The following is a 23659-nucleotide window of genomic DNA, read 5'->3' on the forward strand; positions in this document are numbered from 1 at the left end:
CAGAAGACAGAAGACAGAAGACAGAAGACAGAAGACAGAAGACAGAAGACAGAATAATCGTTGCCAAACCACTTAAGGCTGTCAAACCCTCACTGTCTACTGTCGACCGTCATCTGTCGACGAATACCCACTGTGCACTGTCTACCGTCGACTAAAAATCATTCCGCCCGATAAACCGGATAATCCGCACAGATCTTGAGCACCTTGGCCTTGACGCTGGCAACGGCATCCGCGGCATTGCCCTGCTCCAGACCTTCCAGCACATCGCAGATCCAGTGGGTCAGATCACGGCACTGCTGCTCGCCGAAACCGCGGCGGGTTATCGCAGGTGTGCCGATGCGCAGACCTGACGTGACAAAGGGTGAGCGCGGGTCGTTGGGCACCGCATTCTTGTTGACGGTGATATTGGCTTCGCCCAGCGCTGCATCTGCATCCTTGCCGGTGTAGTCCTTGCCGATCAGATCAACCAGAAACAGATGATCATCGGTACCGCCGGAGACAATATTAATGCCCCGCCCAATAAAGGTCTCGGCCATGGCCCGTGCATTGGCTACCACCTGTTGCTGGTAGTCCCGGAAGTCCTCTTCCATCGCTTCCTTGAAGCAGACCGCCTTGGCCGCAATGATATGCATCAGCGGGCCGCCCTGGCTCTCCGGGAACACGGAGAAGTTCAGCTTTTTGTTAAGCTCCTCGTCCTCACGCGCCAGAATCAGACCACCACGCGGGCCACCCAGTGTCTTGTGGGTTGTTGTGGTGACCACATCGGCGTAGGGCACCGGGCTGGGGTAAACACCGGCGGCGACCAGACCGGCGACATGCGCCATATCCACCAGCAGCCAGGCGTCAATGCGGTCCGCAATGGCGCGGAAACGGGCCCAGTCAATCACCCGGGAATAGGCCGAGAAGCCGGCGACGATCATGCGCGGTCGGTGCTCCAGTGCCAGCCGTTCCACTTCGTCATAGTCGATTTCACCGCTATCGGCGTTCAACCCATACTGCACAGCATTGTAGATACGTCCGGAGAAGGAGACCGAAGCACCATGTGTCAGGTGACCACCGTGAGCCAGGCTCATGCCGAGGATGGTGTCACCCGGCTTGCACAGTGCCATGAACACGGCCGCATTGGCCTGTGACCCGGAGTGCGGCTGCACATTGGCATAGCCGGCACCGAACAGGGCCTTGGCCCGCTCAATGGCCAGATTTTCCACCACGTCGACATATTCACAGCCGCCATAGTAGCGCTTGCCCGGGTAGCCCTCGGCATATTTGTTGGTCAATTGAGAGCCCTGAGCCTGCATGACCCGCGGGCTGGTATAATTCTCTGATGCGATCAGCTCGATATGCTCTTCCTGCCGGTGGCGTTCGCCTTCCATTGCAGCCCACAGGTCTGCATCATAATCGGCAATGCGCATAGAGGTATTGAACATGGGTAAAACTCCGTGGCGTCTGTCGTGTAAATAATGCCCGGCATTAAAGCGCCCGCCGAGCCTGCTGTCACCTGATAATATCTCATGCGCTGTTGAATAAAATTTGCCGGAAAGCGCGCCTTCTGATCCTGAAATTGCCTCTCAGCTACGCGCGCACCCGATGTCAGCCGCCGCTGACTGTTGTACACTCCGCCTCCGGATGAATTGAACGCAGTACGCCGCGCGGTGGGCTGCATCAGCCAATGCTCAGAGGATCCTATGGCACAGTACGTCTTTACCATGAACCGGGTGGGAAAAGTGGTTCCCCCTAAGAAAGAAATTCTAAAGGACATTTCGCTCAGTTTTTTCCCCGGCGCCAAGATCGGTGTGTTGGGCCTGAACGGCTCGGGCAAGTCCACCTTGTTGCGCATCATGGCGGGGGTGGATCAGGATTATATCGGTGAAGCCCGTCCGCAGCCCGGTCTCAATATTGGCTATCTGCCTCAGGAGCCGGAACTGACACCCGGCAAGACGGTCCGTGAAACGGTAGAAGAGTCGCTGGAAGAAATCCGCACCGCTCAGGACCGACTCAACGAGGTCTATGCCGCGTATGCCGAACCGGACGCCGACTTTGACGCCCTTGCGGCCGAACAGAATCGCCTTGAGGGCCTGCTGGCCGCTACCGATGCCCATGACCTGGAGCGTCGCCTCGATGTCGCCGCCGATGCCTTACGCCTGCCCCCCTGGGAACAGGTGGTCGATCAACTCTCCGGCGGCGAGCGACGCCGGGTAGCGCTGTGTCGGCTTTTGCTGTCCAACCCGGACATGCTGCTGCTGGACGAGCCGACCAACCACCTGGATGCAGAAAGCGTGGCCTGGCTGGAGCGCTTCCTGCACGAGTTCAGCGGTACCGTGGTCGCGATTACCCACGACCGCTATTTCCTCGACAATGTGGCCGGTTGGATCCTGGAACTGGACCGTGGCCAGGGTATCCCCTGGGAAGGCAACTATTCCTCCTGGCTGGAACAGAAGGACCAGCGCCTGCAACAGGAATCCAAACAGCAGCAGTCACACGAGAAAGCCGTAAAGGCCGAGCTGGAATGGGTGCGGCAGAATGCCAAGGGCCGTCAGACCAAGTCGAAGGCGCGTCTGAAGCAGTTTGAAGAAATGAGTTCGAAAGAGTTCCAGCAGCGCAATGAAACCAACGAGATCTATATTCCACCCGGCCCGCGTCTCGGCGACAAGGTCATCGAGGTCAATGGTCTGCGCAAGGCCTATGAGGACAAGCTGCTGTTTGAAGACCTGACCTTTTCTGTACCCCCGGGCAGCATTGTCGGCATAATCGGCGGCAACGGCGCCGGTAAATCAACATTGTTCAATATGCTGGCGGGCAAGGAACAACCGGATGCCGGGCAGATCGACATCGGTGACACCGTGGCGTTGTCCCATATCGGGCAGATGCGTGACCTGGATGACAGCAAGACCGCCTGGGAAGAAATATCCGATGGACGGGACATCATTCAGGTCGGCAATTACGAGATTCCGTCGCGCGCCTATCTCGGCCGCTTCAACTTCAAGGGCAGTGACCAGCAAAAGCGCGTCAGCGACCTGTCCGGGGGCGAACGCAACCGGCTATTCCTGGCCAAACTGCTGAAAAGTGGCGGCAATGTGCTGCTGCTGGACGAGCCGACCAACGATCTGGATGTGGAAACCCTGCGCGCCCTCGAGGAAGCCCTGCTGGCCTTCCCGGGCTGCGTGCTGATCATCTCGCACGATCGCTGGTTCCTGGACCGGGTTTCTACCCATATTCTGGCCTATGAGGGCGACAGTCAGGTGACCTTCTTCGAGGGCAACTTTACCGAATACGAAGCAGATCACCGTAAGCGTACCGGCGATCAGGGACCCAAGCGGATCAAGTACAAGCGGCTGCAGTAGTCCATCGCCACCACCGACTTCCCGGGTAAGAGATTTCCTACACGGGTTGTCGGTGACTGCTTCTCCCCACCGACTGTCATGACTCTGTATAGTGAGCTCAGATTCAGCACAGGGATACAGGAGAACGGGCCCAGGATGGGCAGGGACAACTGAATCAGCCCCACCTCTATCGGACGGATCGCGCCAGGCTACGGATGGCCGGGGCTTCTCACCCCTTTTGCACTGCTGTCTATTTACCTACCCCCCTGTTATATTTGTCTCCGACGTGAGATGAAAAAGTTCTATGCCTGCTGACCTGTACGCCGCTATTGATCTGGGTGCGAATTCCTTCCATCTGGTCATCGTGACTCCAAACGGAGACAACCTGGTGCCCGTGGACGCCCACCGGGAACTTGTGCGACTGAGCAGCGGTATATATCCGGACAGCCACCGGCTGAAACCGGAGGCCAGGCGACGCGCTCTGCGTTGCCTCGGCCAGTTCAACACCCTGTTGCAGAAACATGACATCAAGGGTATTCGGGCCGTCGGCACCAGTGCTTTCAGACAATTGCGCGACGACGGTCGCTTTCTCGGTGAAGCCGAGCAGACGCTGGGCGTACCCATCGAGATATTGTCAGGTGAAGAGGAAGCCCGACTGATCTACCTTGGCGCCACCTGGGGACTGACCCAGAGTGAGCGGGTCGTGGTCGATATCGGGGGGGGCAGCACCGAAATCGTCCTGGGCCGTGGCCAGGACATCGCGCTTGCCATCAGCCTGGACATGGGCAGCGCGTCCCTGTCTGCCGCTTTCTTTTCCGGCCATCAAATCAGCCACAAGGACCTCAAAAGAGCCCGCGAACATGTGCGCCAGGCGCTGCAGCGCCATTTACAGGAGCCACTGCATCTGGGTGATGGCATCAGTGCTGTCGGTGCTTCGGGCACCGCCAAGAGTCTGAGCTGGGTACTGCGCTCGCTGCACCTGTCCAATGGGGACATCACGCGCCAGGGCCTGGCCCGCATCGAACCGGTTCTTTGGCAGGTGCAGAATATCAATCAACTGAGCCATGTGCTCAACCTCAATGTACGTCGTACCCATGTATTTCCGGGTGGCTATGTGATCATGGCCGAGGTGTTTGACTGGCTGGGCATCAATACTATGGGGCTGTCGGTTCGCGCACTGCGAGAAGGCATCATCGTTGACCTGGCTAGCCGCTCCGAATGACTTGAATTGCGTCGAGAACGCCCTTATTTCCTTCCCCATAAAATGACCTTCTGACTTCTGGAGATTGTCGCCATGCGCATCATGCTGTTTGTCCTCACCAACCTGGGGATCATTGTCACCTTTGGGGTTTTCACCAATGTGGTTTTACCGCTTTTCGGGGTGCGCCTTGAAGGAACCGGTATGCTGCTGGTATTCGCAGCCATGTTCGGCATGGGCGGGTCCTTCATCTCCTTGCTGCTGTCGAAGAAAATGGCCCTCAAGGCCACCAGGGCCAGAGTGATCGAGCAGCCCCGTTCGGCAGAAGAACAGTGGCTGGTGCAGACCGTGCAGAAGCTGGCCAAGGATGCCAACATCGGCATGCCGGACGTTGCCATTTACGAAGGTCAGGAAATCAATGCCTTTGCCACCGGAGCCAAGCGCGATGACGCGCTGGTCGCGGTCAGCTCAGGCTTGCTGCGGGGCATGACAAAAGAAGAGCAGGAAGCCGTGCTGGCCCATGAAGTCAGCCACATTGCCAATGGTGATATGGTCACGCTGACGCTGATTCAGGGGGTGGTCAACACCTTCGTCATCTTCTTTGCCCGCATCGTGGCCAATCTGGTGAGCAGTGCCATGGGGGGCCGCAACGGCCAGGGCCTTGGTTTCTTTGGTTATATCATGGTGGTGATGGTACTCGAGGTCATCTTCGGGCTTCTGGCCAGTGTGGTGGTGCACTGGTTCTCGCGCAAACGCGAATATGCCGCCGACTCCGGCTCGGCCCGGCTGGTTGGCAAGGACAAGATGATTGCCGCCCTGCAACGCCTCAAAGGTAGCAAGGAGCCAGAACTGGAGGGTAATCTGGTGGCCTTCGGTATTCTCGGCAAGGGCTCCGAGCTGATGGCAACCCACCCGACTCTGGACAATCGCATCGCCGCTCTGCAGCGCCTTTGAGGCGCTGCAGTCAGGCCAACTCAGAGCCTTTTCTGCAACCGGGCGACCGCCAGGGAAATGGCAAACAAGCCCAGCGCCACCACCACTATGGCGGGCCCGGTGGGCCAGTCCCAGTGCCATGAAGCGGCAATGCCGAGGCCGACCGACAGCATGCCGATGACAGCAGCACTGAACACCATCTGCTCGGGCTCGCGGCTCCAGCCGCGAGCTGCAGCGGCCGGGATCAGCATCAGTGACGAAATCAGCAGTACACCGACCCATTGAATCGCCAATGCCACCACCGCAGCGAGCAACACCATGAACTGGCCGCGCAGCGCATTCAGGTTGATGCCCTCAGCCTGCGCCAGATCCGGTGAAAGCACGCTCAGCATCAACGCCTTCCAGCGCCAGACCAGCCACGTCAGGCCAAGCACCAGCACCACCAGCAGGGCCCAGAGGTCAAAGTGAGTCACGCCCAGCACATCGCCGATCAGCAATGCACTCAGATTGATCCCCGGCGGCGCGTAGCCATAGACCAGCAGCAAGCCCAACGCCAGACTGCCATGCGACAGCACACCCAGCCAGGTATCGGCGGCGAGTGAACGCACCTGTTCCGCTCGCCACAACAACAAGGCAAACAGCAGCGTACCGAACAAGGCTCCGGGCAAGGGCGCCCAGAAAAACAACAGGCCAATGCCCACGCCCAACAGTGATGCGTGGGCCAGCGCGTCAGCAAAAAAGGCCATACGCTGCCAGACCAGAAGGCTGCCCAGCGGTGCCGCCAACAGCATCAGTCCGCAACCGGCAAGCAACGGCAATACCCAGAGTTCAGTCACGAACAGCAGGCCCTCCCTGCTCACTCAGATCATGGTGGTGGGTATGATGGTGGTGGTAAACCCCCAGGGTCGCGGCATCGCGCTGGCCGAAAATCTGCACGAATTCGGGATGGGACTCCACTGTCTCCGGAGCGCCCTGGCAACAGACATGATGGTTCAGACAGATCACCTGATCGGTCGCAGCCATCACTACATGCAGGTCATGGGAGACCATCAGCACACTGCAATCCAAGGTTTCTTTCAGGGAGTGTATCAAGCGATAAAGGGCCGCTTCGCCCATGAAATCGACGCCCTGCACCGGCTCGTCCAGAACCAGAAGATCCGGTTTCTGTACAATGGCCCGGGCCAACAGAACGCGCTGCAACTCACCGCCGGACAACCCGGCCAGTGGTCGGTCCGTCAGATGGACCACGCCGGTCATGGCCAGGGCGTCTTCGACCGCCGCCCGCGCGGGTTTGCCCTGCAAGCGCATGAAACGCCCGACCGACACCGGAAACAACTGATTCAGGGGCAGGCGCTGTGGCATATAGCCGATGGTCAATCCGGGCTGACGCCACACCTGCCCCGAGTCCGGGCTTTCCAGGCCCAGCAGAGCACGCAGCAGAGTCGACTTGCCGGCACCATTCGGACCGACAATGGTGACAATTTGTCGCGGCATTATCTGCAATGATATTCGGTCCAGCACCGCTCGCTGGCCCTTGTTCAGTGTCACCTCTGCAAGTCGGGCCAGGGGCGCAGCGCCGTCTTCTGCAGACGGGTCTGTCGGTGGTTGTTCGGGTCGCGGATCTGCATTCATGGTCGGATGATGCAGCGAATTCTGTAAAGACACAAGGCGACTCGATACCATCCATGGCGCGACGCAGCGTCCTTCACGCTCTGCCAGCCCCGATGCTACAATGCGCCGGCTTTCATTCATCCACCTGCCCTAATGTACCGAGGCCCGATGACCACGCTACGAATTGCGACCCGAACCAGCCCGCTTGCTCTCTGGCAGGCCGAATATGTTGCCGCCGAGCTGCAGGCCGCTCATCCCGATGTCTCAGTCGAACTGGTGCGGCAGGTCACCCGGGGTGACCGGATTCTGGATGTATCCCTGTCCAAGATTGGCGGCAAGGGACTGTTTATCAAGGAGCTGGAACAGTCGCTGCTGGACCACCGCGCCGACATGGCCGTGCACTCCATGAAGGATGTGCCCATGGCGCTCGACAGTGAATTCGTGCTGCCGGTCATCTGCCCGCGTGGCGAGCCCGGCGATGCCTTTGTATCCAATCACTACAGCACGCTGGATGAGCTGCCGGAGGGCGCCGTGGTCGGCACGTCCAGCCTGCGTCGTCAGGCGCAGTTGCTGGCCGCCCGCCCGGATCTGAAAATCGAATTTCTGCGCGGCAATGTCGGTACCCGTCTGGGCAAGCTGGATGCGGGACAATATGACGCCATCATTCTGGCGGCCGCCGGTCTGGAACGCCTGGAGTTGCATGAACGCATTGCCCAGAAGCTGCCCTATGACCAGTGCCTGCCCGCCTGTGGCCAGGGTGCTGTCGGCATCGAATGTCGCAGTGATGACGCCCGGACGCAGGCCCTGATCGCCTCACTGGACCATGCCCCTACGCATATCAGGCTGACCGCAGAGCGCGCCATGAATCGGCGACTCAATGGTGGCTGCCAGGTACCCATTGCAGGCTTCACCTGGCTGGACGACAACCTTAACCTGCGACTGGAAGGCCGCATTGCCTGGCCTACTGGCGAGGGAATGATCATTGCCACGGATCAGGTCAGGCTGCAGGGCCTGCAGGACCATGCGCAGGCCGAAAGCATGGGCATCCGGGTTGCGGAAGACATGCTGTCCCGAGGGGCCGATGCCATTCTGCAGCATCTGGGCCTGATGTAGCCACGACCGCCCATGCCTCATATCCTGCTCACCAAACCCGCCGAACAGGCCGAGCGCTGGCAGCAAGCCCTGCAGAAGGCGGGCTGGCAGGCCACTACCTGGCCACTGCTGGCCCTTGAAGACCTGCCCGAGACGGCGGTACAGCGCGCGGTCTGGCTGGACCTGGACCAGTTTCAGGGGGTCATCATGATCAGCCCGCGCGCTGCTGAAATTTGCGCCAGAGCCATTGACACCTGGTGGCCGCAACCACCGGTCGGGGTGCATTTTCTGGGCAGCGGCTCCGGTACAGCACTGGCCTTTCAGGCACTCTGCCCTGCCCTGACACTGCACATTCCTGACCGGGGCAATCGGGCCGAAGACATGCTGGCCCTGCCGGAGACGCAGACGGTCAGCGGCGAGCGCTGGCTGATCGTGGCCGGGGAGGGCGGGCGCACGCTGCTGGAGGATACACTGACCGAGCGCGGCGCCCGCGTGACGCGCCTTGCCGTGTATCGGCGCCAAGCCCTGAGTCTGCCAGCCGCCGCCCATGAGTTACTCAAGACTATGGCCGGGGAAAAGGGTATCGTGCAGGTATCCTCCATGCTGGCCCTGGAAAGTTTGACTTCTCAGGTGGCGCTGGTTACAAAACAGAAGGTACGGCTGCTTCTCAGCAGTCCCCGTCTGGCATCCCGGGCCCGAGAACTGGGCTGGATGCACATTCTGCAGGCCGATGGCGCCAGCCTGGAAGCCACTCTTGCAACTCTGGCCGAGCACAGGACACTGACGTGAGCGAAGACAAGAAATCCGCCAAACCGCAGCCCGAAAAGGAAAAGGACACCGACACCCCTGGTGAGTCCGCAGACACCCAGGCTGAAAAGTCCGAGCAGAAAACGCCCGAGAAACCCACTGCAGCCAAGCCTGCTGAAAAAGAGGCAAAGCCCTCTGCAAAGAAAGGCAGCGGCGATGCCGACGGGGGCTCGCCTGCAGAGAACGTGGATTCCACGGTGCCACCACGGCGCGGCTCAGGCTTGCTGATTGCACTACTGATCCTGTTGCTGATCGGCGTACTCGGTGGCGCCGGCTATGGCGGCTGGTGGGGCTGGCAGCAATGGCTGGTTCTGGAAGAGGACCGGGCCGCCGCTCAGGCGGACTGGGAGAGCGAACGCGCGGCCCTCAGTCAGCGCCTGGATGGGCTGGAAAGCGAGCTGGCCAGCCGCGATGGCGCCATTGACAGCCTGGCTGACGATCTGGACAGCACGCGCGACGACCTGATCATGCTGGCGGAGCAGGTCAGTCGCGAGAGCGGACTGCAGGCTCACGATGTGCAGCGACTCGAAGTGGAATACCTCCTGCGCACGGCGCGTCACCTGAGTTATCTGACCGGCGATCTGCGTCAGGCAGAAAATTTGCTGCAGCAGGCTGACCGAATGGTCCGCGATTTCGAAGACCTGGCCTATCTGCCCGTCCGGGAAGCGATTGCGGCCGACATCCAGGCCTTGCGTGCCGTGCCGTCACCCGATGTCGACGGTCTCTATTTCGAACTGGCGGCACTGGCTTCACAAGCCGCCCGCTGGGAGTGGTGGCCTGACAACCAGTTTGCTGCTGACAGCGACCGGGAGCCTCTGGCCGATGATGCCCTCTGGTATGAACGCCTGACTCGCGAACTGCGCGACCTGGTCAATATCCGTTATCGAGAAGACATCGACGCACGACGCCTGAGCGCCTCTGAATTCGCGCAGGCCAGAACCCAGTTCCGACTGCTGATGCAGCAGGCTCAGGCCGCTTTGCTGCAAGGCCGCCAGAGCCTCTATGAGGCCAGCCTGGAGCAGGCCATAGAGTGGGTTCAGGAGGGTGGCAATCAGATACCGCAGGCGACTCGCCTGATCGAGCAGCTTGAAACACTACGTGAGATAGAGGTTCAGGTGCAGGTGCCGGATATCGACCGAGGGCTGATTCGTCTGCAGGCGTTGCTTGAAGCCAGAGAGCAGGACGAGGATGAGGAGGACGACGAATGAACGTTCTGCGCCTGATACTCTGGCCCCTGATCATTCTTGCCCTTGGCGGCCTGCTGGGCTATCTGATGCGCCAGGATCCGGGCTATCTGCTGCTGGCCTGGGGTGACCATGCCGTCGAGATGTCCATCTGGGTGGCTCTGGCCATTGTCGGCCTGGCCCTGCTGGGCCTGGTCTTTCTCCGCTCGCTGCTGCGGGGCCTGGGCCGACTGCGCCCCAATCGTCACGCCCGCGGCGTACAGAAACTGGAAAAAGGCATCCAGGCCTTTCTGGAGCTGCGACTGCCCAAGGCCAAGCGGAATCTGACGCGTGGCGAGGCAGACAGCCCACTGCCCTGGGTCAACCAGTTGTTGCTGGCCCGTATCGCTCAGGCAGAGAAGGACTATCCCACGGTTGCCGCCTGGCTTGACAAGGCCACTCAGGAGCACCCGCACATGGAGCTGGCATCCGGCCTGTTGCTGGTCCTGTCGGCCTATGAGTCCAGACAACTGGATCTTGCCCTGGCGCATGCCAAACGGCTGGAACAGAATCACCCGAGCAACCCCTTCGTCATTCGTCTGTTGCGCGACATTCATGTGCGACTGGAAGACTGGCAGTCGCTGATGGACCTGCAACCCCGGTTGATCAAGGCGGGACGGCGGAAGCCGGAAGACTGGCAATGCAAGATGCTGTCCGGGTTGATCAAATCACCTCCCGCCAACGCCGGCCAGAAGCTGCAGAAGTGGTGGAAACAGCTGACGTCAGAACAGCAGACTGATCCAGAGCTGCGCTACTGGTATCTGCGCGGGCTGGTGGCCCTGGAGAAACCGCATGTCGCGCAACTGGCTCTGGAGCAGGCGCTGAACAAGGAATGGGATTCCCGACTGCTGACCCTGTACAGCCGCCTTGGCACCCCGGCCAGAGAACGCCTGCGGCAGGCGGAAAGCTGGCTGCAAAAGCAACCCAGGGATGCCCTGTTCATGCTGGCCCTGGGCCGGCTTTGCCTTCAGGAGGGCTTGTGGGGTAAATCTCAGGACTACTTCAAGGAAGGGCTGCGCCTGGAATCGCTGCCCGAATTGCAACTGGAACTGGCCAGGCTGGAAGCCGCTCTGGGCTTGGGTGAAGAGAGTCAGAACCGACTGGCGCGTCTGAGCGAAGAAATTCTGCAATTGCCCGCCCTGCCCCTGCCGGAAAAACCAGCCAAAACCGCCTACGAAAAACAGCAGGAGCTGGCGGCACCCACCGATCACTGAGCGCTTCACTCCAGACCGGGCCTTCATGGCCCGGAGAGCAACCGGTCCTTATTCGGGTCTGGGCGCAAACTGCAACATGTCACTGAAAAACCGCTGCTCTGACAAGCCAAAACCAGCCAGATAGTCCAGAGTGGAATACACCATATCCGGAGAGCCACAGCAGACGGCAGAAAAATCTGCCAGATCCGGATGATCTTCGGTTATACAGGCGTGCAGATGATGCTGCCCGCTGTCCCAGGTCTGACGCTCCGAAATCACAGCCGAGAAGTGCACATGGTCATGGGTATCCGCCCAGCTTTGCGCCAGATCGCCCATGTAGAGGCCGTTGGTACTGCGCACCGCCCAGTAGATATAGAGTGGTCGGGCAGACCGGGTGAGCAAGGCTTCGGTCATTGCCTTGATCTGACTGAAGCCGGTACCGGAAGCAATCAGCAGTACCGGCGAGTTGTCTGCCGGCAACCGGCCGACATGACACTCGCCATGGCCCACCTCTGCCTGCACAAAACCGGCTTCCTCTATCCGGTCCATCAGCATGCGCCCACCCATATTGTCCGGTGTCGAATCGACGTGCAGTTCGATGTCGTCTCCCGGTGCGCTGGCAATGGTAAAGTAGAGGTCTTTCTCCCCGGGCATCAGCAGTTCAACAAACTGCCCGGCCTCCCAACTGGCCGGAGGGTCGGGCCGGAAAACCAGTTGCTCAACGCCCGCACCCAACTGGCGGCGTAACTTCAGGGTCAGGTTGGTGGGCATGCGTACTCCTGCAATAAAGACCAAGTAAAACGGTCGGGTATTATAGTGACAGTCGACAGTATACGGAAGACAGTCGACAGTGTTTGACTACCCACGACCGGAGCATACTGTCAACCGTGCACTGTCTACTGTCGACCTTCGAGCCCCAGCTCCGGCCAGATCGCATCCACCTCATCCTTGACCTGCTGATCCATGATGATGGGCCGCCCCCATTCGCGCTGCGTTTCGCCAGGCCATTTGCTGGTGGCGTCCATGCCCATCTTGCTGCCCAGTCCGGATTGGGGCGAGGCGAAATCCAGATAATCAATCGGCGTGTTGTCGATCATCACGGTATCGCGCTGGGGATCCATTCGGGTCGTCATGGCCCAGATGACATCATTCCAGTCGCGGGCGTTCACATCATCGTCGGTCACGATCACGAACTTGGTATACATGAACTGGCGCAAAAAAGACCATACGCCGAGCATGACTCGCTTGGCGTGGCCAGGGTACTGCTTCTTCATGGTAACCACGGCCATGCGATACGAGCAGCCTTCCGGCGGCAGATAGAAGTCCGTTATCTCCGGAAACTGCTTGCGCAGAATGGGCACAAACACTTCATTGAGCGCCAGGCCGAGAATCGCCGGCTCATCCGGGGGTCGCCCGGTATAGGTGCTGTGATAGATCGGATTGTCACGCCAAGTCATGCGTTCAACAGTGAACACCGGAAACTGGTCTACTTCATTGTAGTAGCCGGTGTGATCACCAAACGGGCCTTCCGGCGCCATGTCATCCGGGTAGATATAACCTTCCAGTACTATTTCTGCACTCGCGGGCACATCCAGATCATGCAATGAGGCCTGGCCCAGCTCTGTGCGACTGCCGCGCAACAGGCCGGCAAAAGCGTACTCGGACAGGGAATCCGGCACCGGTGTGACGGCACCGAGTATGGTGGCCGGGTCCGCGCCCAGCGCCACTGCCACCGGGAAGGGTTCTCCGGGGTGCGCCAGTTGCCAGTCGCGGAAGTCCAGCGCCCCGCCGCGATGCGACAACCAGCGCATGATGAGCCGATTCCGACCGATAACCTGCTGCCGATAAATGCCCATGTTCTGGCGTTTCTTCTCCGGACCACGGGTAATCACCAGCGGCCAGGTGATCAGTGGGCCGGCGTCACCCGGCCAGCAGGTCTGCACCGGCAGCCGCCCGAGATCGATCTCGTCGCCCTCCAGCACATTGGCCTGGCAAGGCGGGCGACTGACCTTTTTCGGCGCCATGCTCATGACTTTCTTGAAGATGGGGAGTTTGGACCAGGCATCGCGCAGACCTTTGGGCGGGTCCGGCTCCTTCAGAAACGCCAGCAACTTGCCGATCTCGTGCAGCTCACTGACGTCATCGGCACCCATGCCCGAAGCGACTCTCTCCGGTGTGCCAAACAGGTTCGCCAGCACGGGCATATCCCAGCGCTGCTTGCCCTCAGCGGGGTTCTCGAACAGCAAGGCCGGACCACCGGCGCGCAACACCCGGTCGCCGATTTCGGTCATCTGCAGGTTCGGACTGACCGGCCGACTGATCCTCTTCAGGTCGCCCCGTTGCTCAAGCTGGTCGATAAAATCACGCAGATCGCGATATTGCATGTTCGGAGGTTCCTGTCTGTCCATCAAAAAAGGGCGCCGCAGCGCCCTTTCCCAGGTATGTCATCAACTGCCGGTCAGGTTACCGGCCTGCTGTCATTAGATGCTCTCATCGATGATGTATTGTACCGACGCTTCGATTTCTTCATCAGAGCAGTCTGCACAGCCACCACGCGGGGGCATGGCACCGATGCCGCTAATGGAGTTCGCCACCAGCATATCGAAACCTTTTTCGTCATAGCGGGTCTGCCATTCGCTGGCGCCCATGCGCGGCGCACCTGCCGCGCCGGAGTTGTGGCAGGCGGCGCAGGACTGGTCATACACTTCCTGTCCGGAGCGCGCTGATGCAGACGCGAGCTGAGCCGATGCAGCCATGCCCTCGGCAGAGCAATCCTGACCCGCCACGCAAACCTGCGCCTTGGATGAAATGCGTTCTACCAGTGCCTCTGTCGGGTTGGCGACAGCCCAGAGGGCGGAAGCAGCCAGTGCAAAAGCGGACAATGCCAGTACCAGTTTTTTCATAATTTTTCCTGCCTGTCGTGATGCCAGTTATTCAAATTCGTTGCGCGAGAGTATAACCGTTAAGCTGCCGACTACCAAACGACAGACTGAAAAGACAAGCGCGCAGGCTCAGAAACTTCCGAGTATATTACCGATCGCCAACTCGGCAGCCTGTGCCAGCAGGTCATTGTGGTAGGGAAAGTCCTCGTGGACCAGCACCAGCGGCTCACCAATGGGCGTGCGCAGACGCAGGAACTCACCGTCCGAATCGAACGTCCGCCGATCCCATAGATGGGTCCACTGCCCGGACGGCAGATAGAATTCACGCTCAGTCACACCCGATTCCAGCACCGGCACCACCAACAGATAATCGCCCAGCATGAACTGATCTGCGGGCAGCGACCAGGCCTGTTCGTCCTCCGGGAAGGTAAACCACAGGGGCCTGACAATTGGCCAGCCGGATTGGGCGGCTTCCTGCATCAGTTGCTGCCGATAAGGGAAAAGTGCTTCGTACAGCCGGGCCAACCGGTCAAAGTGGATCAGGCCACTGACCGAATCAGTGACCTGATAATGCCGGGCAGGTTCATCACCCTCATGCAGACGCAGCCAGGCAGTAAAGGTACTGAGCTCGAGCCAGCGCAGGAAGAGCTCTGTATCTCTGTAGCGCGGCCACCATAATTGGCTGCTGGTCCAGCTGCCACCAACCGGGCTGTGGGCAATGGTCAGGCCACTCACACCCCCTGACAGCAAGGCTGAAAGGCTGGCTTGCAGGCCGGTAGACGGCCCCCAACCCGCGGCGTGATGTCCCGTACTGACCATTCCGGGCCGCGGTGTGCCCGATTGCCCGGGAAAGGGTTCAGCGTCCACCACGAGCGGCTGGCCATCTTCCAGTTGCCAGGCGTGCCAATCCTGTTGCGCAGTGCGCTCGGCAGCCAGCTGCAGGGCATCTGGGCTGACGGTGCCGGCGGGGACATACCATTCGGCCAGCCAGCCGGTCACCTCTGACCGGCTGCTGTCCTCGCTCGACTGGCGCAGCCAGGCACGCACACTGTCTCGCCCGACATCAAGGCGCAACATATTTCGGCCCGTGGCTGTGTCCAAGGGTAGGGCTTCCGCAGTCACGGTATCCGTCAATTCATCCCCGGTCAGGCTGGAGGATAGCAACACATTGTCTATTTCGAGTGGCGTCATCAGTGGATTGCGCGATCCCAGCAAGCCCAGATCAGACTGCCGCAACCGCTCCGTCAAAGCCGGCCAGTCCGCCTGCTCCAACTCGAAAGACCCGGGCCGCCAAGGCATCATGTCGACACTGGCGGGCGTCCCATCGCGCTTGGGCAATTCCAGCAGGATAGCCGACAAGGGCGTCTCCTCTTCGGCCAGCTGATCCAGCATGGCAAGCACGGCGCCTGCGTCTCCGGACGCCCCCAGCACCGGTTTGCGATGCAAGGCCTCAGGCAGCCCCGGCATAGTACCGACGACAGAGGCCAGACGAGTCTGCAAATGGCGCGGATCATCCCCCAGAAGCACCTGCAGAGTGCCGGCCCGGGCGCCCCAAACCTCCAGTCTGGCGGACTGTTCATGTTGCAGATCCATGATCTGATGGGCCGATGTCGGAGCGATCAGGGCGCGCGACTGGCTGGTCACGCCCAGGGGCCACAAGGACGCAGACGGCTGACCTGCTCGGCTGGTGCGAGCGGGGCCAGCCTGCAGGGCGACACGACTTCCCTGCCGGTCGAGCCCGGTGGTTTGCTGTCCGAAGCCAAAGACATATTCGGATGACGGCAGCTCGAATACCAGCGCCAACCCCTGCACAGCGCGGTCGCCGACATCCGTCAGTGACCAGTCGAGCTGCACGTCACCAGACTGGTCACTGCGGATTTCCAAAGTGGCACTCAATTCTTCGCCGTCGCACTGCAGAGTACCCTGCAGTTCCAGAAACTCTGACCCGGCGGCGGCGTCATACCAGAACTGGTGCTGACAACCTCTTGCACTGCGGCCCAGTCTACCCGTATTCAGGCGTCTCAAATCAGGCAGTTCACCGCTCATGACGCCCATCCATGACTGTCCCGGTGTTGATGCCCAGGCAATCCTGTCGCTATGATGCACAGAGAGTTGTTCCCGAGTGCTGTCCCAGCGCACGGTGATCAGATCGAGAGTCCACTCCCGGTCAGTGGTCCAGGCAGTGTCCAGCTGCCCTGAATCCACCCAGCCCGGAGTGGTCCTGAACCAGAAGATCATGCTAAACAGGAACACCAGCAGGAGAGACAACCAAAGCAGTCTAGGCCACATGCTTCCTTCAACTCAGTCAAAAAATGGATCAACCGCCAGCGGACCCACAAAACTGCGATAATAAAATCCGGCTGGCGGAGACAGCAAACTACTATACAGGACATCACGCCCTATGCATCCAGCAACCGAACTCTCCAATGCGCGCCACGCCCGCCCCTTCGACGATCTGGGTCTGCACAGCAGACCCGAAGGCAAAGGGCTGGTCATTCGTGCCTGGTTTCCCCAGGCAGAGCGCATTGAAGCGACAGAGCTGAAAAGCGGCAAAGCACTTGGAGTACTGGACAGAGTGGATGCCGCGGGTCTGTTCGAGTTGCACCTGCCAAGGCGGCGCAAACGGTTCAGCTATCGGCTCACCATTACTCTGGACGGGCACACCTTCACCCTGCTTGACGCCTACCAGTTCCCGGAGCGCGCCCACGAAGATTTCTTCTGCACCTCGGAAACCCTTTACCACAATATGGGGGCCTGTCTGTGTCAGGCCACCACACCCGAGGGGCAAGCCATCGAAGGGGTGCGCTTTGCGGTCTATGCACCCAATGCGCGCGCGGTCAGCGTCATCGGTGATTTCAATCAGTGGGATGGGCGGCGCCACCCCATGATGAGCAGTCATGATGGAATCTGGCGCCTGTTCATCCCTGACCTGCAACCCGGCAGCGCTTACAAGTTCGAGCTTAAAAATGCGTCAGGTGACGTGCTGCCACACAAACAGGACCCCTACGGTGACTGGCATGCCCAACACCCGTCTTTTCATTCCGTGGTCTGGGATCATGAGGACTACACCTGGGCTGATCAGGAATGGCAGCAGCGCGAGGTCGGAGATCGGCGGCGCCAGCCCATGAGCATCTATGAGCTGCATGCCGGCTCGTGGCGCATGCATGAAGATGGTACTCCCCTGAACTATCGGGAGCTGGCAGTACAACTGATCCCCTACCTGCAGGACATGGGCTATACCCATGTCGAACTGATGCCCATCAGCGAGTACCCATTTGACGGTTCCTGGGGCTATCAACCTGTGGGGCTGTTCGCACCGTCCAGCCGCTTCGGCACCCCGGATGACTTCAAGTATTTCGTTGACCAGTGCCACCAGGCCGGTATCGCTGTCATCGTCGACTGGGTGCCCGCCCATTTCCCGGCTGACCCGCATGGTCTGGCGAAATTCGACGGCACCGCGCTCTACGAATATGAAGACCCGCGACGCGGCTGGCACCCGGACTGGAACAGCTTCATCTACGATTATGGCCGCACCACCGTCACCGACTTTCTGATTTCCAGCGCCATGGTCTGGCTGGAGCGTTATCACGTGGACGGCATTCGCGTCGATGCGGTGGCTTCCATGCTCTACCTCGACTATTCACGGGAAGAAGGCGACTGGGTGCCCAATGTCGATGGCGGCAACGAGAACTACGAGGCCATTGCCTTCGTCAAGCGCTTCAATGAGGCCGTCTACGGGCGCTTCCCCAAGTGTTTCACTGTCGCCGAGGAGTCGACATCGTTCCCCGGCGTGTCGAAGCCCACCTATCTGGGCGGCCTGGGTTTTGGCTTCAAGTGGAACATGGGTTGGATGCACGACACTCTGGAATACGTCCGCAAGGATCCGGTCTATCGCCAGCATCACCATGGTGAGCTGACCTTCAGTCTGATCTATGCCTTTGACGAGAATTTCGTTCTGCCCCTGTCGCACGATGAAGTCGTGCATGGCAAGGGCACCATTCTGGACCGGATGCCGGGTGATGAATGGCAGCAGATGGCCAATCTGCGCACCTACTACGCCTTCATGTACACCCATCCAGGCAAGAAACTGAACTTCATGGGCAATGAGTTCGGTGCCACCCAGGAGTGGAGCCATCAGCGCCCGCTCGACTGGTGGCTGCTGGACTATCCGCGCCACCGAGGGTGTCAGCAGCTGGTGCGTGACCTGAACCGACTCTATACCACGCTGCCCGCGCTGCACCGGCTGGATCATGAGCCGGAGGGCTTTCGCTGGATCAATTACGATGATGCAGGCTCCAGCGTCATCAGCTTCTGTCGCATGGATGGCGAGGGAGGCCTGGTCGTGGTGGTGAGCAACTTCACGCCCATGCCCCATGAGCATTACCGTATTGGTGTACCGGAAGGCGGGCAATATGAGGTGATACTCAACACCGATTCCGAGTACTATTGGGGCAGCAACTTCGATGCGGGCCAGTATCTCCACAGTTTGGATGATCCCCAAGATGGCCTGCCCTGTAGTCTGGAATTGCGGCTGCCCCCGCTGGGCACCGTCATTCTCAAGAGGAACTGACTGTCAGTACAATGAATCTGAGATTTCATTCTGCCTCCAGCCATCCGGGAGGGCGCCCGTTTCCGTTGGGCGCTCAGCCCGATGCCGAGGGCTGCAATTTTGCCGTCTACAGCCCCTTTGCCTCGGGCATGACACTCTGTCTGTTCGATGCCGAGGGCCGGGAAACCGACAAATTGCCGATGACCGAGCGTTCGGGCAATGTTTGGCATATCCGAGTCGATGGTATCAGGCCGGGTCAGGCGTATGGTTTTCGGGCGGAAGGCGCTTTCGATCCGCCGAAGCAGCTCTATTTCAATCCTGCCAAGCTGTTGCTGGATCCCTACGCGCAGGCATTGTCCCGTCCGGCCGAATTCCACCCCAGCATGTCCACACTGGTCCGCGGCAGCGCGCATGACGCCTGCCCTGAAGACAGCGCTTCCGCCATGCCCAAGGGCCTGGTAGTCGATCACAGCGATTTCGACTGGGAGGGCGACCAGTTGCTGCACACGCCCTGGAACCAGACCATTGTCTACGAGACACATGTTCGGGGTATCAGCAAACAGCATCCTGATGTGCCGCCAGAGCACCAGGGTACCTATCTCGGCATGGCACACCCGGCCGTCATCCTGCACCTGCAACAGCTTGGCGTCACCGCTGTGCAACTGTTGCCGATACAGAGCTTCATGCCCGAACCCAGGCTGACAGACATGGCGCTGACCAACTACTGGGGGTACAACCCCATCAACTGGTTTGCACCCGATCCGCGCTATGCGACCCGTGATGCAGTCAACGAGTTCAAGACTCTGGTACGCACGCTGCATCAGGCCGGCATAGAAGTGATCATGGACGTGGTTTACAACCACACTGCGGAGTCTGATGCCAAAGGATGCACACTCAACCTGCTGGGCCTGAATGCCGAGCAATCCTACCGGTTTACACATGACGGCACCCGTTTCATCAATGACACGGGCTGCGGCAATACCGTCAATGTGCATCAGACAGCAACGCTCAAGCTGATCATGGACAGCCTGCGCTTCTGGGTAGAGACCTATCACATTGATGGTTTCCGGTTCGACCTGGCGGTCACGCTGGGGCGGGAGCAGCGCCATTTCAGCCCCTATTCCGCCTTCTTCAAGGTATTGGCCCAGGACCCGCTGCTCAGTCGGGTCAAGCTGATAGCCGAGCCCTGGGACATCGGACCCAGTGGCTATCAACTGGGCCAGTTTCCGGACCACTGGTATGAATGCAACGACCGCTACCGGGATATCGTGCGTGCGTTCTGGCGTGGTGATGAGGGGCTGCTGCCGGATTTCTGCACCCGGCTGATGGGGTCGCGCGATCTGCTGCAAAAGGGCGTGCGCGATTTTTCCAGCAGCCTGAATTACATCACCTACCATGATGGCTACACGCTGGAAGACCTGGTCAGCTACGAGCAGCGCCACAATGAACTGAACGGAGAAGACAATCAGGACGGCCACGGACACAACCTCAGTGCCAACCATGGCATCGAGGGACCTACCGACGACCCTGACATTCTGGCCCTGCGCCAGCGCCAGAAGCGCAACTTGCTCGCTACCCTGATGCTGTCGCAGGGAGCTGTGCACATGCTGGGCGGCGACGAACTCGGTCGGACCCAACAGGGCAATAACAATGCCTACTGCCAGGACAACCCCATCAGCTGGTATGACTGGGACAGTACAGATGACTCACTGGTGGCTTTTGTGCAGCGTCTTGTCCGGATTCGCCAGAGCTCCAGTCTGTTTCATGATCTGGTCTTCAATCCGGAAGACCTGGCCGATGGGCCTGCGCACTCGGATGCTGTGCACTGGTTCAATGCCGACGGGGAAATCATGCGCATCGAAGACTGGCACAATCCTCAGTGCCGCACTGTAGGCGTGTTGCTTTCGCCGGCTGTTGAGGAGTTGTCTTCCGGGCTGGCGTCCTGCGGGGAATATTTTCTGTGGTTGATCAATGCCAGCGATGAAGCGGCCAGTTTCAGGTTGCCAGACACCGATGTAGACGCTTGGCCAGTCCTGCTGGACACCGGACACGACGGAGAGGAAAGCACGCTTCCCGCGGCAGAGAGCCACTATGAGCTACTGCCGCGCAGTCTGTGTCTTCTGGGCTGCTTCCGGCCTGATGTGCCAGCGGCTCAGTCCTCGGGTTGATTTCGGTGTGAGATAACATATTCCACGGCTGCGGCGACCGCGTCGTGGACTTGGCTGCGCATCTTTTCCATCTCACGGCCCGTCAGAAAGAAGGCCATGTCCACGGAATAGCGATAGTAGCGTGCCGGCAACTGATTGAGCGCCAGGCAAGCAACATCTTCCATTTCTTCCCGGGTCAACCCCCGCTGACTGAACGAATCCACCAGGTGGTCAACCACCAGATCCTCGTAGTAGTTGCTGATGTCTTCTTTAATCGACATGGCATCGGGCCTCATTGAATGGATGATATTGCCTGAAAGTGTAGACCAGAACAGACGCCTTCGCGGCCGTGTTCCCGGCTTTATTCGGCCTGCAGCCGCTCCACCTTCTGGAAGCCGCGCGGCAGCTTGCTGCCCCGGCGCCCGCGCTCACCCAGGTACTGAGCCAGATCAGACCCTTTCAGGGTCAGGGTGCGCTTGCCGGAGACCAGCACCAGTGCCTGGCCGGGCTGCAACACCATCCAGTCGACGACAAACTCTTCACCCTTGGTGGCTCTGGTCGCCGGAATATTGATCATTTTGTTGCCCTTGCCCTTGGCCAGTTCCGGCAGATCGCCGACCGCAAACAGCAAAAGTCTGCCTTCATTGGTCACCAGGGCCAGTTGATCATGCAGCGGATCACTCACCCGGCGGGGCGGCAGGACATCACTGCCCTTGGGCAGCGTCAGCACGGCCTTGCCGTTGCGGTTCTTGCCGACCAGATTGTCATACCGGGTGCGAAAGCCGTAGCCGGCCGTGGACCCCAGCAGATAGTGGCTGTCACCCTCATCCAGCAACACGCCACGATAGGCGCAATTGGGTGGCAGTGTCAGCCGGCCACTGACCGGCTCACCCTGACCGCGAGCGCTGGGCAGCGTATGCGTGGGCAGGGCATAGGCCCGCCCGGTATGATCCAGCAATATGGTCGATTGGTTGGAGCGGCCATGCGCTGCGCAGGCAAACTGGTCACCGGACTTGTAGCTGAGCGCCGCCGGGTCTAGCTCATGGCCCTTGCCCGAGCGTATCCAGCCCTTCTCAGACAGGATGACAGTCACCGGTTCGTTGGGCATCAGATCGCTTTCACTGAACGCATTGGCTTCCTGCCTGACCACCAGCGGGCTGCGCCGCTCGTCGCCATAGGTCTCGGCATCGGCCAGCAGTTCTTTCTTGATCAGATTGCGCATACGCGCATCCGACTTCAGGGTTTTCTCCAGACGATCACGCTCCGCCTGAAGTTCTTCCTGCTCACCGCGAATCTTCATTTCTTCGAGCCGCGCCAAATGGCGCAGGCGCAGCTCGAGGATAGCTTCCGCCTGCACATCCGACAGACCGAAACGACGCATCAGTTCTGCCTTGGGCTTTTCTTCCTCGCGGATGATGGCAATAACTTCATCAATATTCAGATAGGCCACCAGCAGGCCATCCAGAATGTGCAGCCGATCGTTGACCTTGTCCAGGCGGTACTGCAGCCGACGGCGCACTGTTTCACGCCGGAAGCCGAGCCACTCAGTGAGGATCTGGCGCAAGTCCCGCACGCCCGGACGGCCGTCCAGGCCAATCATGTTCATATTGACCCGGTAGGTCTTTTCCAGGTCCGTGGTGGCAAAAAGATGCTGCATCAGCGCATCGACGTCGACCCGATTGGAGCGCGGTGTGATCACCAGGCGCGTAGGGTTTTCATGATCCGACTCGTCACGCAGGTCGGTAACCATGGGCAGTTTCTTGGCCTGCATCTGCTGGGCGATCTGCGTCAGCACCTTGCTTGGTGAGGCCTGAAACGGCAGTTCGGTAACGATGATGTCACCCTGCTCCACCTCGTAGATGGCACGCTTGCGCAGGCTGCCCCGACCCGTGGTGTAGAGCTTCTCGATGTCATCGCGCGGGGTGATGATCTCCGCACCGGTGGGGTAGTCCGGCCCTTTTACGTGCAACAACAGGTCCTGTACCGTCGCCTCGGGCTGATCGAGGAGATGAACGCAGGCGGATACCACTTCGCGCAGGTTGTGTGGTGGCACATCGGTGGCCATGCCTACGGCAATACCCGTGGTGCCATTGAGTAGCACATGCGGCAGCCGTGAGGGCAGTATTTCCGGCTCATTCAGAGTGCCGTCAAAGTTCGGCACCCAGTCAACCGTGCCTTGGCCCAGTTCACTGAGCAGCGTGTCCGCAAAGGGGGCCAGGCGTGACTCGGTGTAACGCATGGCAGCGAAAGATTTGGGATCGTCGGGTGAACCCCAGTTGCCCTGCCCATCCACCAATGGGTAGCGGTAGGAGAACGGCTGCGCCATCAGCACCATGGCCTCATAGCAGGCACTGTCGCCGTGCGGGTGATACTTGCCCAGCACATCACCCACGGTGCGCGCCGATTTCTTGTACTTGGCCGTATTCTTCAGGCCCAGCTCGCTCATCGCATAGATGATTCGCCGCTGAACCGGTTTCAGACCGTCCCCGATATGGGGCAGCGCCCGGTCCAGAATGACATACATGGAGTAGTCCAGGTACGCTTTTTCGGTAAACTGGGCGAGCGAAATGCGTTCGACGCCATCCTGATCGAGGATAGTATTGCTCATGTTTGACTGTCCGTTGACTCTTTGATTACCGCATTTGCTGTCCAGGCCTGCCATGGTGGCTGCCTGATCCGGTACAATCGGCTTTTGGCTGCACCC

The 23659-nt window shown here is 59.8% G+C and carries 18 protein-coding genes; 9 read left to right on the forward strand and 9 right to left on the reverse strand.

Annotated elements, in window-relative coordinates; genetic code table 11:
• Positions 1-158: 158 nt before the first annotated feature.
• Entirely contained in the window at positions 159-1427 is a 1269-nt protein-coding gene (gene glyA / locus LAT62_RS06810) for a serine hydroxymethyltransferase (RefSeq protein WP_293380956.1), read from the reverse strand.
• 258 nt (positions 1428-1685) lie between these two features.
• Here glyA and ettA point away from each other — a divergent pair, with 258 nt between their 5' ends.
• The 3 genes from ettA to htpX all read left to right on the forward strand — a co-directional run bounded on the left by ettA (position 1686) and on the right by htpX (position 5472).
• A complete protein-coding gene (ettA, locus tag LAT62_RS06815; RefSeq protein WP_293380959.1) occupies positions 1686-3341 on the forward strand; it encodes an energy-dependent translational throttle protein EttA in 1656 nt (551 codons plus the stop codon).
• 283 nt (positions 3342-3624) lie between these two features.
• Positions 3625-4542: a hypothetical protein gene (locus LAT62_RS06820; RefSeq protein ID WP_293380962.1), complete on the forward strand. Its 918-nt coding sequence runs from the start codon at positions 3625-3627 to the stop codon at positions 4540-4542.
• A gap of 72 nt (positions 4543-4614) precedes the next feature.
• Positions 4615-5472 (forward strand): protease HtpX, encoded by an 858-nt coding sequence (htpX, locus tag LAT62_RS06825; protein ID WP_293380965.1) that lies wholly within the window; start codon positions 4615-4617, stop codon positions 5470-5472.
• A 20-nt stretch (positions 5473-5492) separates the two neighbouring features.
• Here the strand turns inward: htpX and LAT62_RS06830 are convergent, their stop codons facing one another.
• Positions 5493-6287 carry a metal ABC transporter permease gene (locus LAT62_RS06830; RefSeq protein ID WP_293380968.1) on the reverse strand — a complete coding sequence of 265 codons (795 nt, stop codon included), beginning with the start codon at positions 6285-6287 and terminating at the stop codon, positions 5493-5495.
• Complete coding sequence (gene znuC, locus LAT62_RS06835) at positions 6280-7116, reverse strand: zinc ABC transporter ATP-binding protein ZnuC (protein ID WP_293380971.1); 837 nt, start codon at positions 7114-7116, stop codon at positions 6280-6282. Before znuC ends, LAT62_RS06830 begins: the two co-directional genes overlap by 8 nt.
• A 114-nt stretch (positions 7117-7230) precedes the next feature.
• Between znuC and hemC the strand changes: the two genes are divergently transcribed.
• From hemC to LAT62_RS06855, 4 genes are read left to right on the forward strand one after another with little or no spacing between them, the layout of a single operon-like run.
• Positions 7231-8175 carry a hydroxymethylbilane synthase gene (gene hemC, locus LAT62_RS06840; RefSeq protein WP_293380974.1) on the forward strand — a complete coding sequence of 315 codons (945 nt, stop codon included), beginning with the start codon at positions 7231-7233 and terminating at the stop codon, positions 8173-8175.
• A gap of 12 nt (positions 8176-8187) precedes the next feature.
• Positions 8188-8943, forward strand: coding sequence for a uroporphyrinogen-III synthase (locus tag LAT62_RS06845; RefSeq protein ID WP_293380977.1), 756 nt, complete (start codon positions 8188-8190; stop codon positions 8941-8943).
• A complete protein-coding gene (locus LAT62_RS06850) occupies positions 8940-10169 on the forward strand; it encodes a uroporphyrinogen-III C-methyltransferase (protein WP_293380980.1) in 1230 nt (409 codons plus the stop codon). The genes LAT62_RS06845 and LAT62_RS06850 overlap by 4 nt, the downstream gene beginning before the upstream one ends.
• Positions 10166-11398 (forward strand): heme biosynthesis HemY N-terminal domain-containing protein, encoded by a 1233-nt coding sequence (locus tag LAT62_RS06855; RefSeq protein ID WP_293380983.1) that lies wholly within the window; start codon positions 10166-10168, stop codon positions 11396-11398. The genes LAT62_RS06850 and LAT62_RS06855 overlap by 4 nt, the downstream gene beginning before the upstream one ends.
• 48 nt (positions 11399-11446) lie before the next feature.
• On the opposite strand, the gene LAT62_RS06860 is transcribed toward LAT62_RS06855, so the two are convergent.
• The 4 genes from LAT62_RS06860 to LAT62_RS06875 all read right to left on the reverse strand — a co-directional run bounded on the left by LAT62_RS06860 (position 11447) and on the right by LAT62_RS06875 (position 16548).
• Entirely contained in the window at positions 11447-12148 is a 702-nt protein-coding gene (locus tag LAT62_RS06860) for a hypothetical protein (protein WP_293380986.1), read from the reverse strand.
• Between the two features lie 125 nt (positions 12149-12273).
• Positions 12274-13761 carry a 4-hydroxy-3-polyprenylbenzoate decarboxylase gene (gene ubiD, locus LAT62_RS06865; RefSeq protein ID WP_293380989.1) on the reverse strand — a complete coding sequence of 496 codons (1488 nt, stop codon included), beginning with the start codon at positions 13759-13761 and terminating at the stop codon, positions 12274-12276.
• A gap of 96 nt (positions 13762-13857) precedes the next feature.
• Positions 13858-14280 (reverse strand): c-type cytochrome, encoded by a 423-nt coding sequence (locus LAT62_RS06870; RefSeq protein WP_293380992.1) that lies wholly within the window; start codon positions 14278-14280, stop codon positions 13858-13860.
• Between the two features lie 108 nt (positions 14281-14388).
• On the reverse strand, positions 14389-16548 hold the full coding sequence (locus LAT62_RS06875) for a TIM-barrel domain-containing protein (RefSeq protein WP_293380995.1): 2160 nt from the start codon (positions 16546-16548) through the stop codon (positions 14389-14391).
• Positions 16549-16660: 112 nt separating this feature from the next.
• Here LAT62_RS06875 and glgB point away from each other — a divergent pair, with 112 nt between their 5' ends.
• Both glgB and glgX read left to right on the forward strand, forming a co-directional pair.
• Positions 16661-18829, forward strand: a complete 2169-nt coding sequence (gene glgB, locus LAT62_RS06880; RefSeq protein WP_293380998.1) for a 1,4-alpha-glucan branching protein GlgB — start codon at positions 16661-16663, stop codon at positions 18827-18829.
• Between the two features lie 11 nt (positions 18830-18840).
• Positions 18841-20976 (forward strand): glycogen debranching protein GlgX, encoded by a 2136-nt coding sequence (gene glgX / locus LAT62_RS06885; RefSeq protein WP_293381001.1) that lies wholly within the window; start codon positions 18841-18843, stop codon positions 20974-20976.
• Here the strand turns inward: glgX and LAT62_RS06890 are convergent.
• Entirely contained in the window at positions 20961-21236 is a 276-nt protein-coding gene (locus LAT62_RS06890) for a late competence development ComFB family protein (RefSeq protein ID WP_293381004.1), read from the reverse strand. The two genes, glgX and LAT62_RS06890, sit on opposite strands and share 16 nt — an antisense overlap.
• A gap of 80 nt (positions 21237-21316) precedes the next feature.
• Entirely contained in the window at positions 21317-23563 is a 2247-nt protein-coding gene (parC, locus tag LAT62_RS06895) for a DNA topoisomerase IV subunit A (protein WP_293381007.1), read from the reverse strand.
• Between the last annotated feature and the right edge of the window lie 96 nt (positions 23564-23659).

The sequence above is a fragment of the Natronospirillum sp. genome, from assembly GCF_022565775.1.
Taxonomy (GTDB): Bacteria; Pseudomonadota; Gammaproteobacteria; order Pseudomonadales; family Natronospirillaceae; genus Natronospirillum.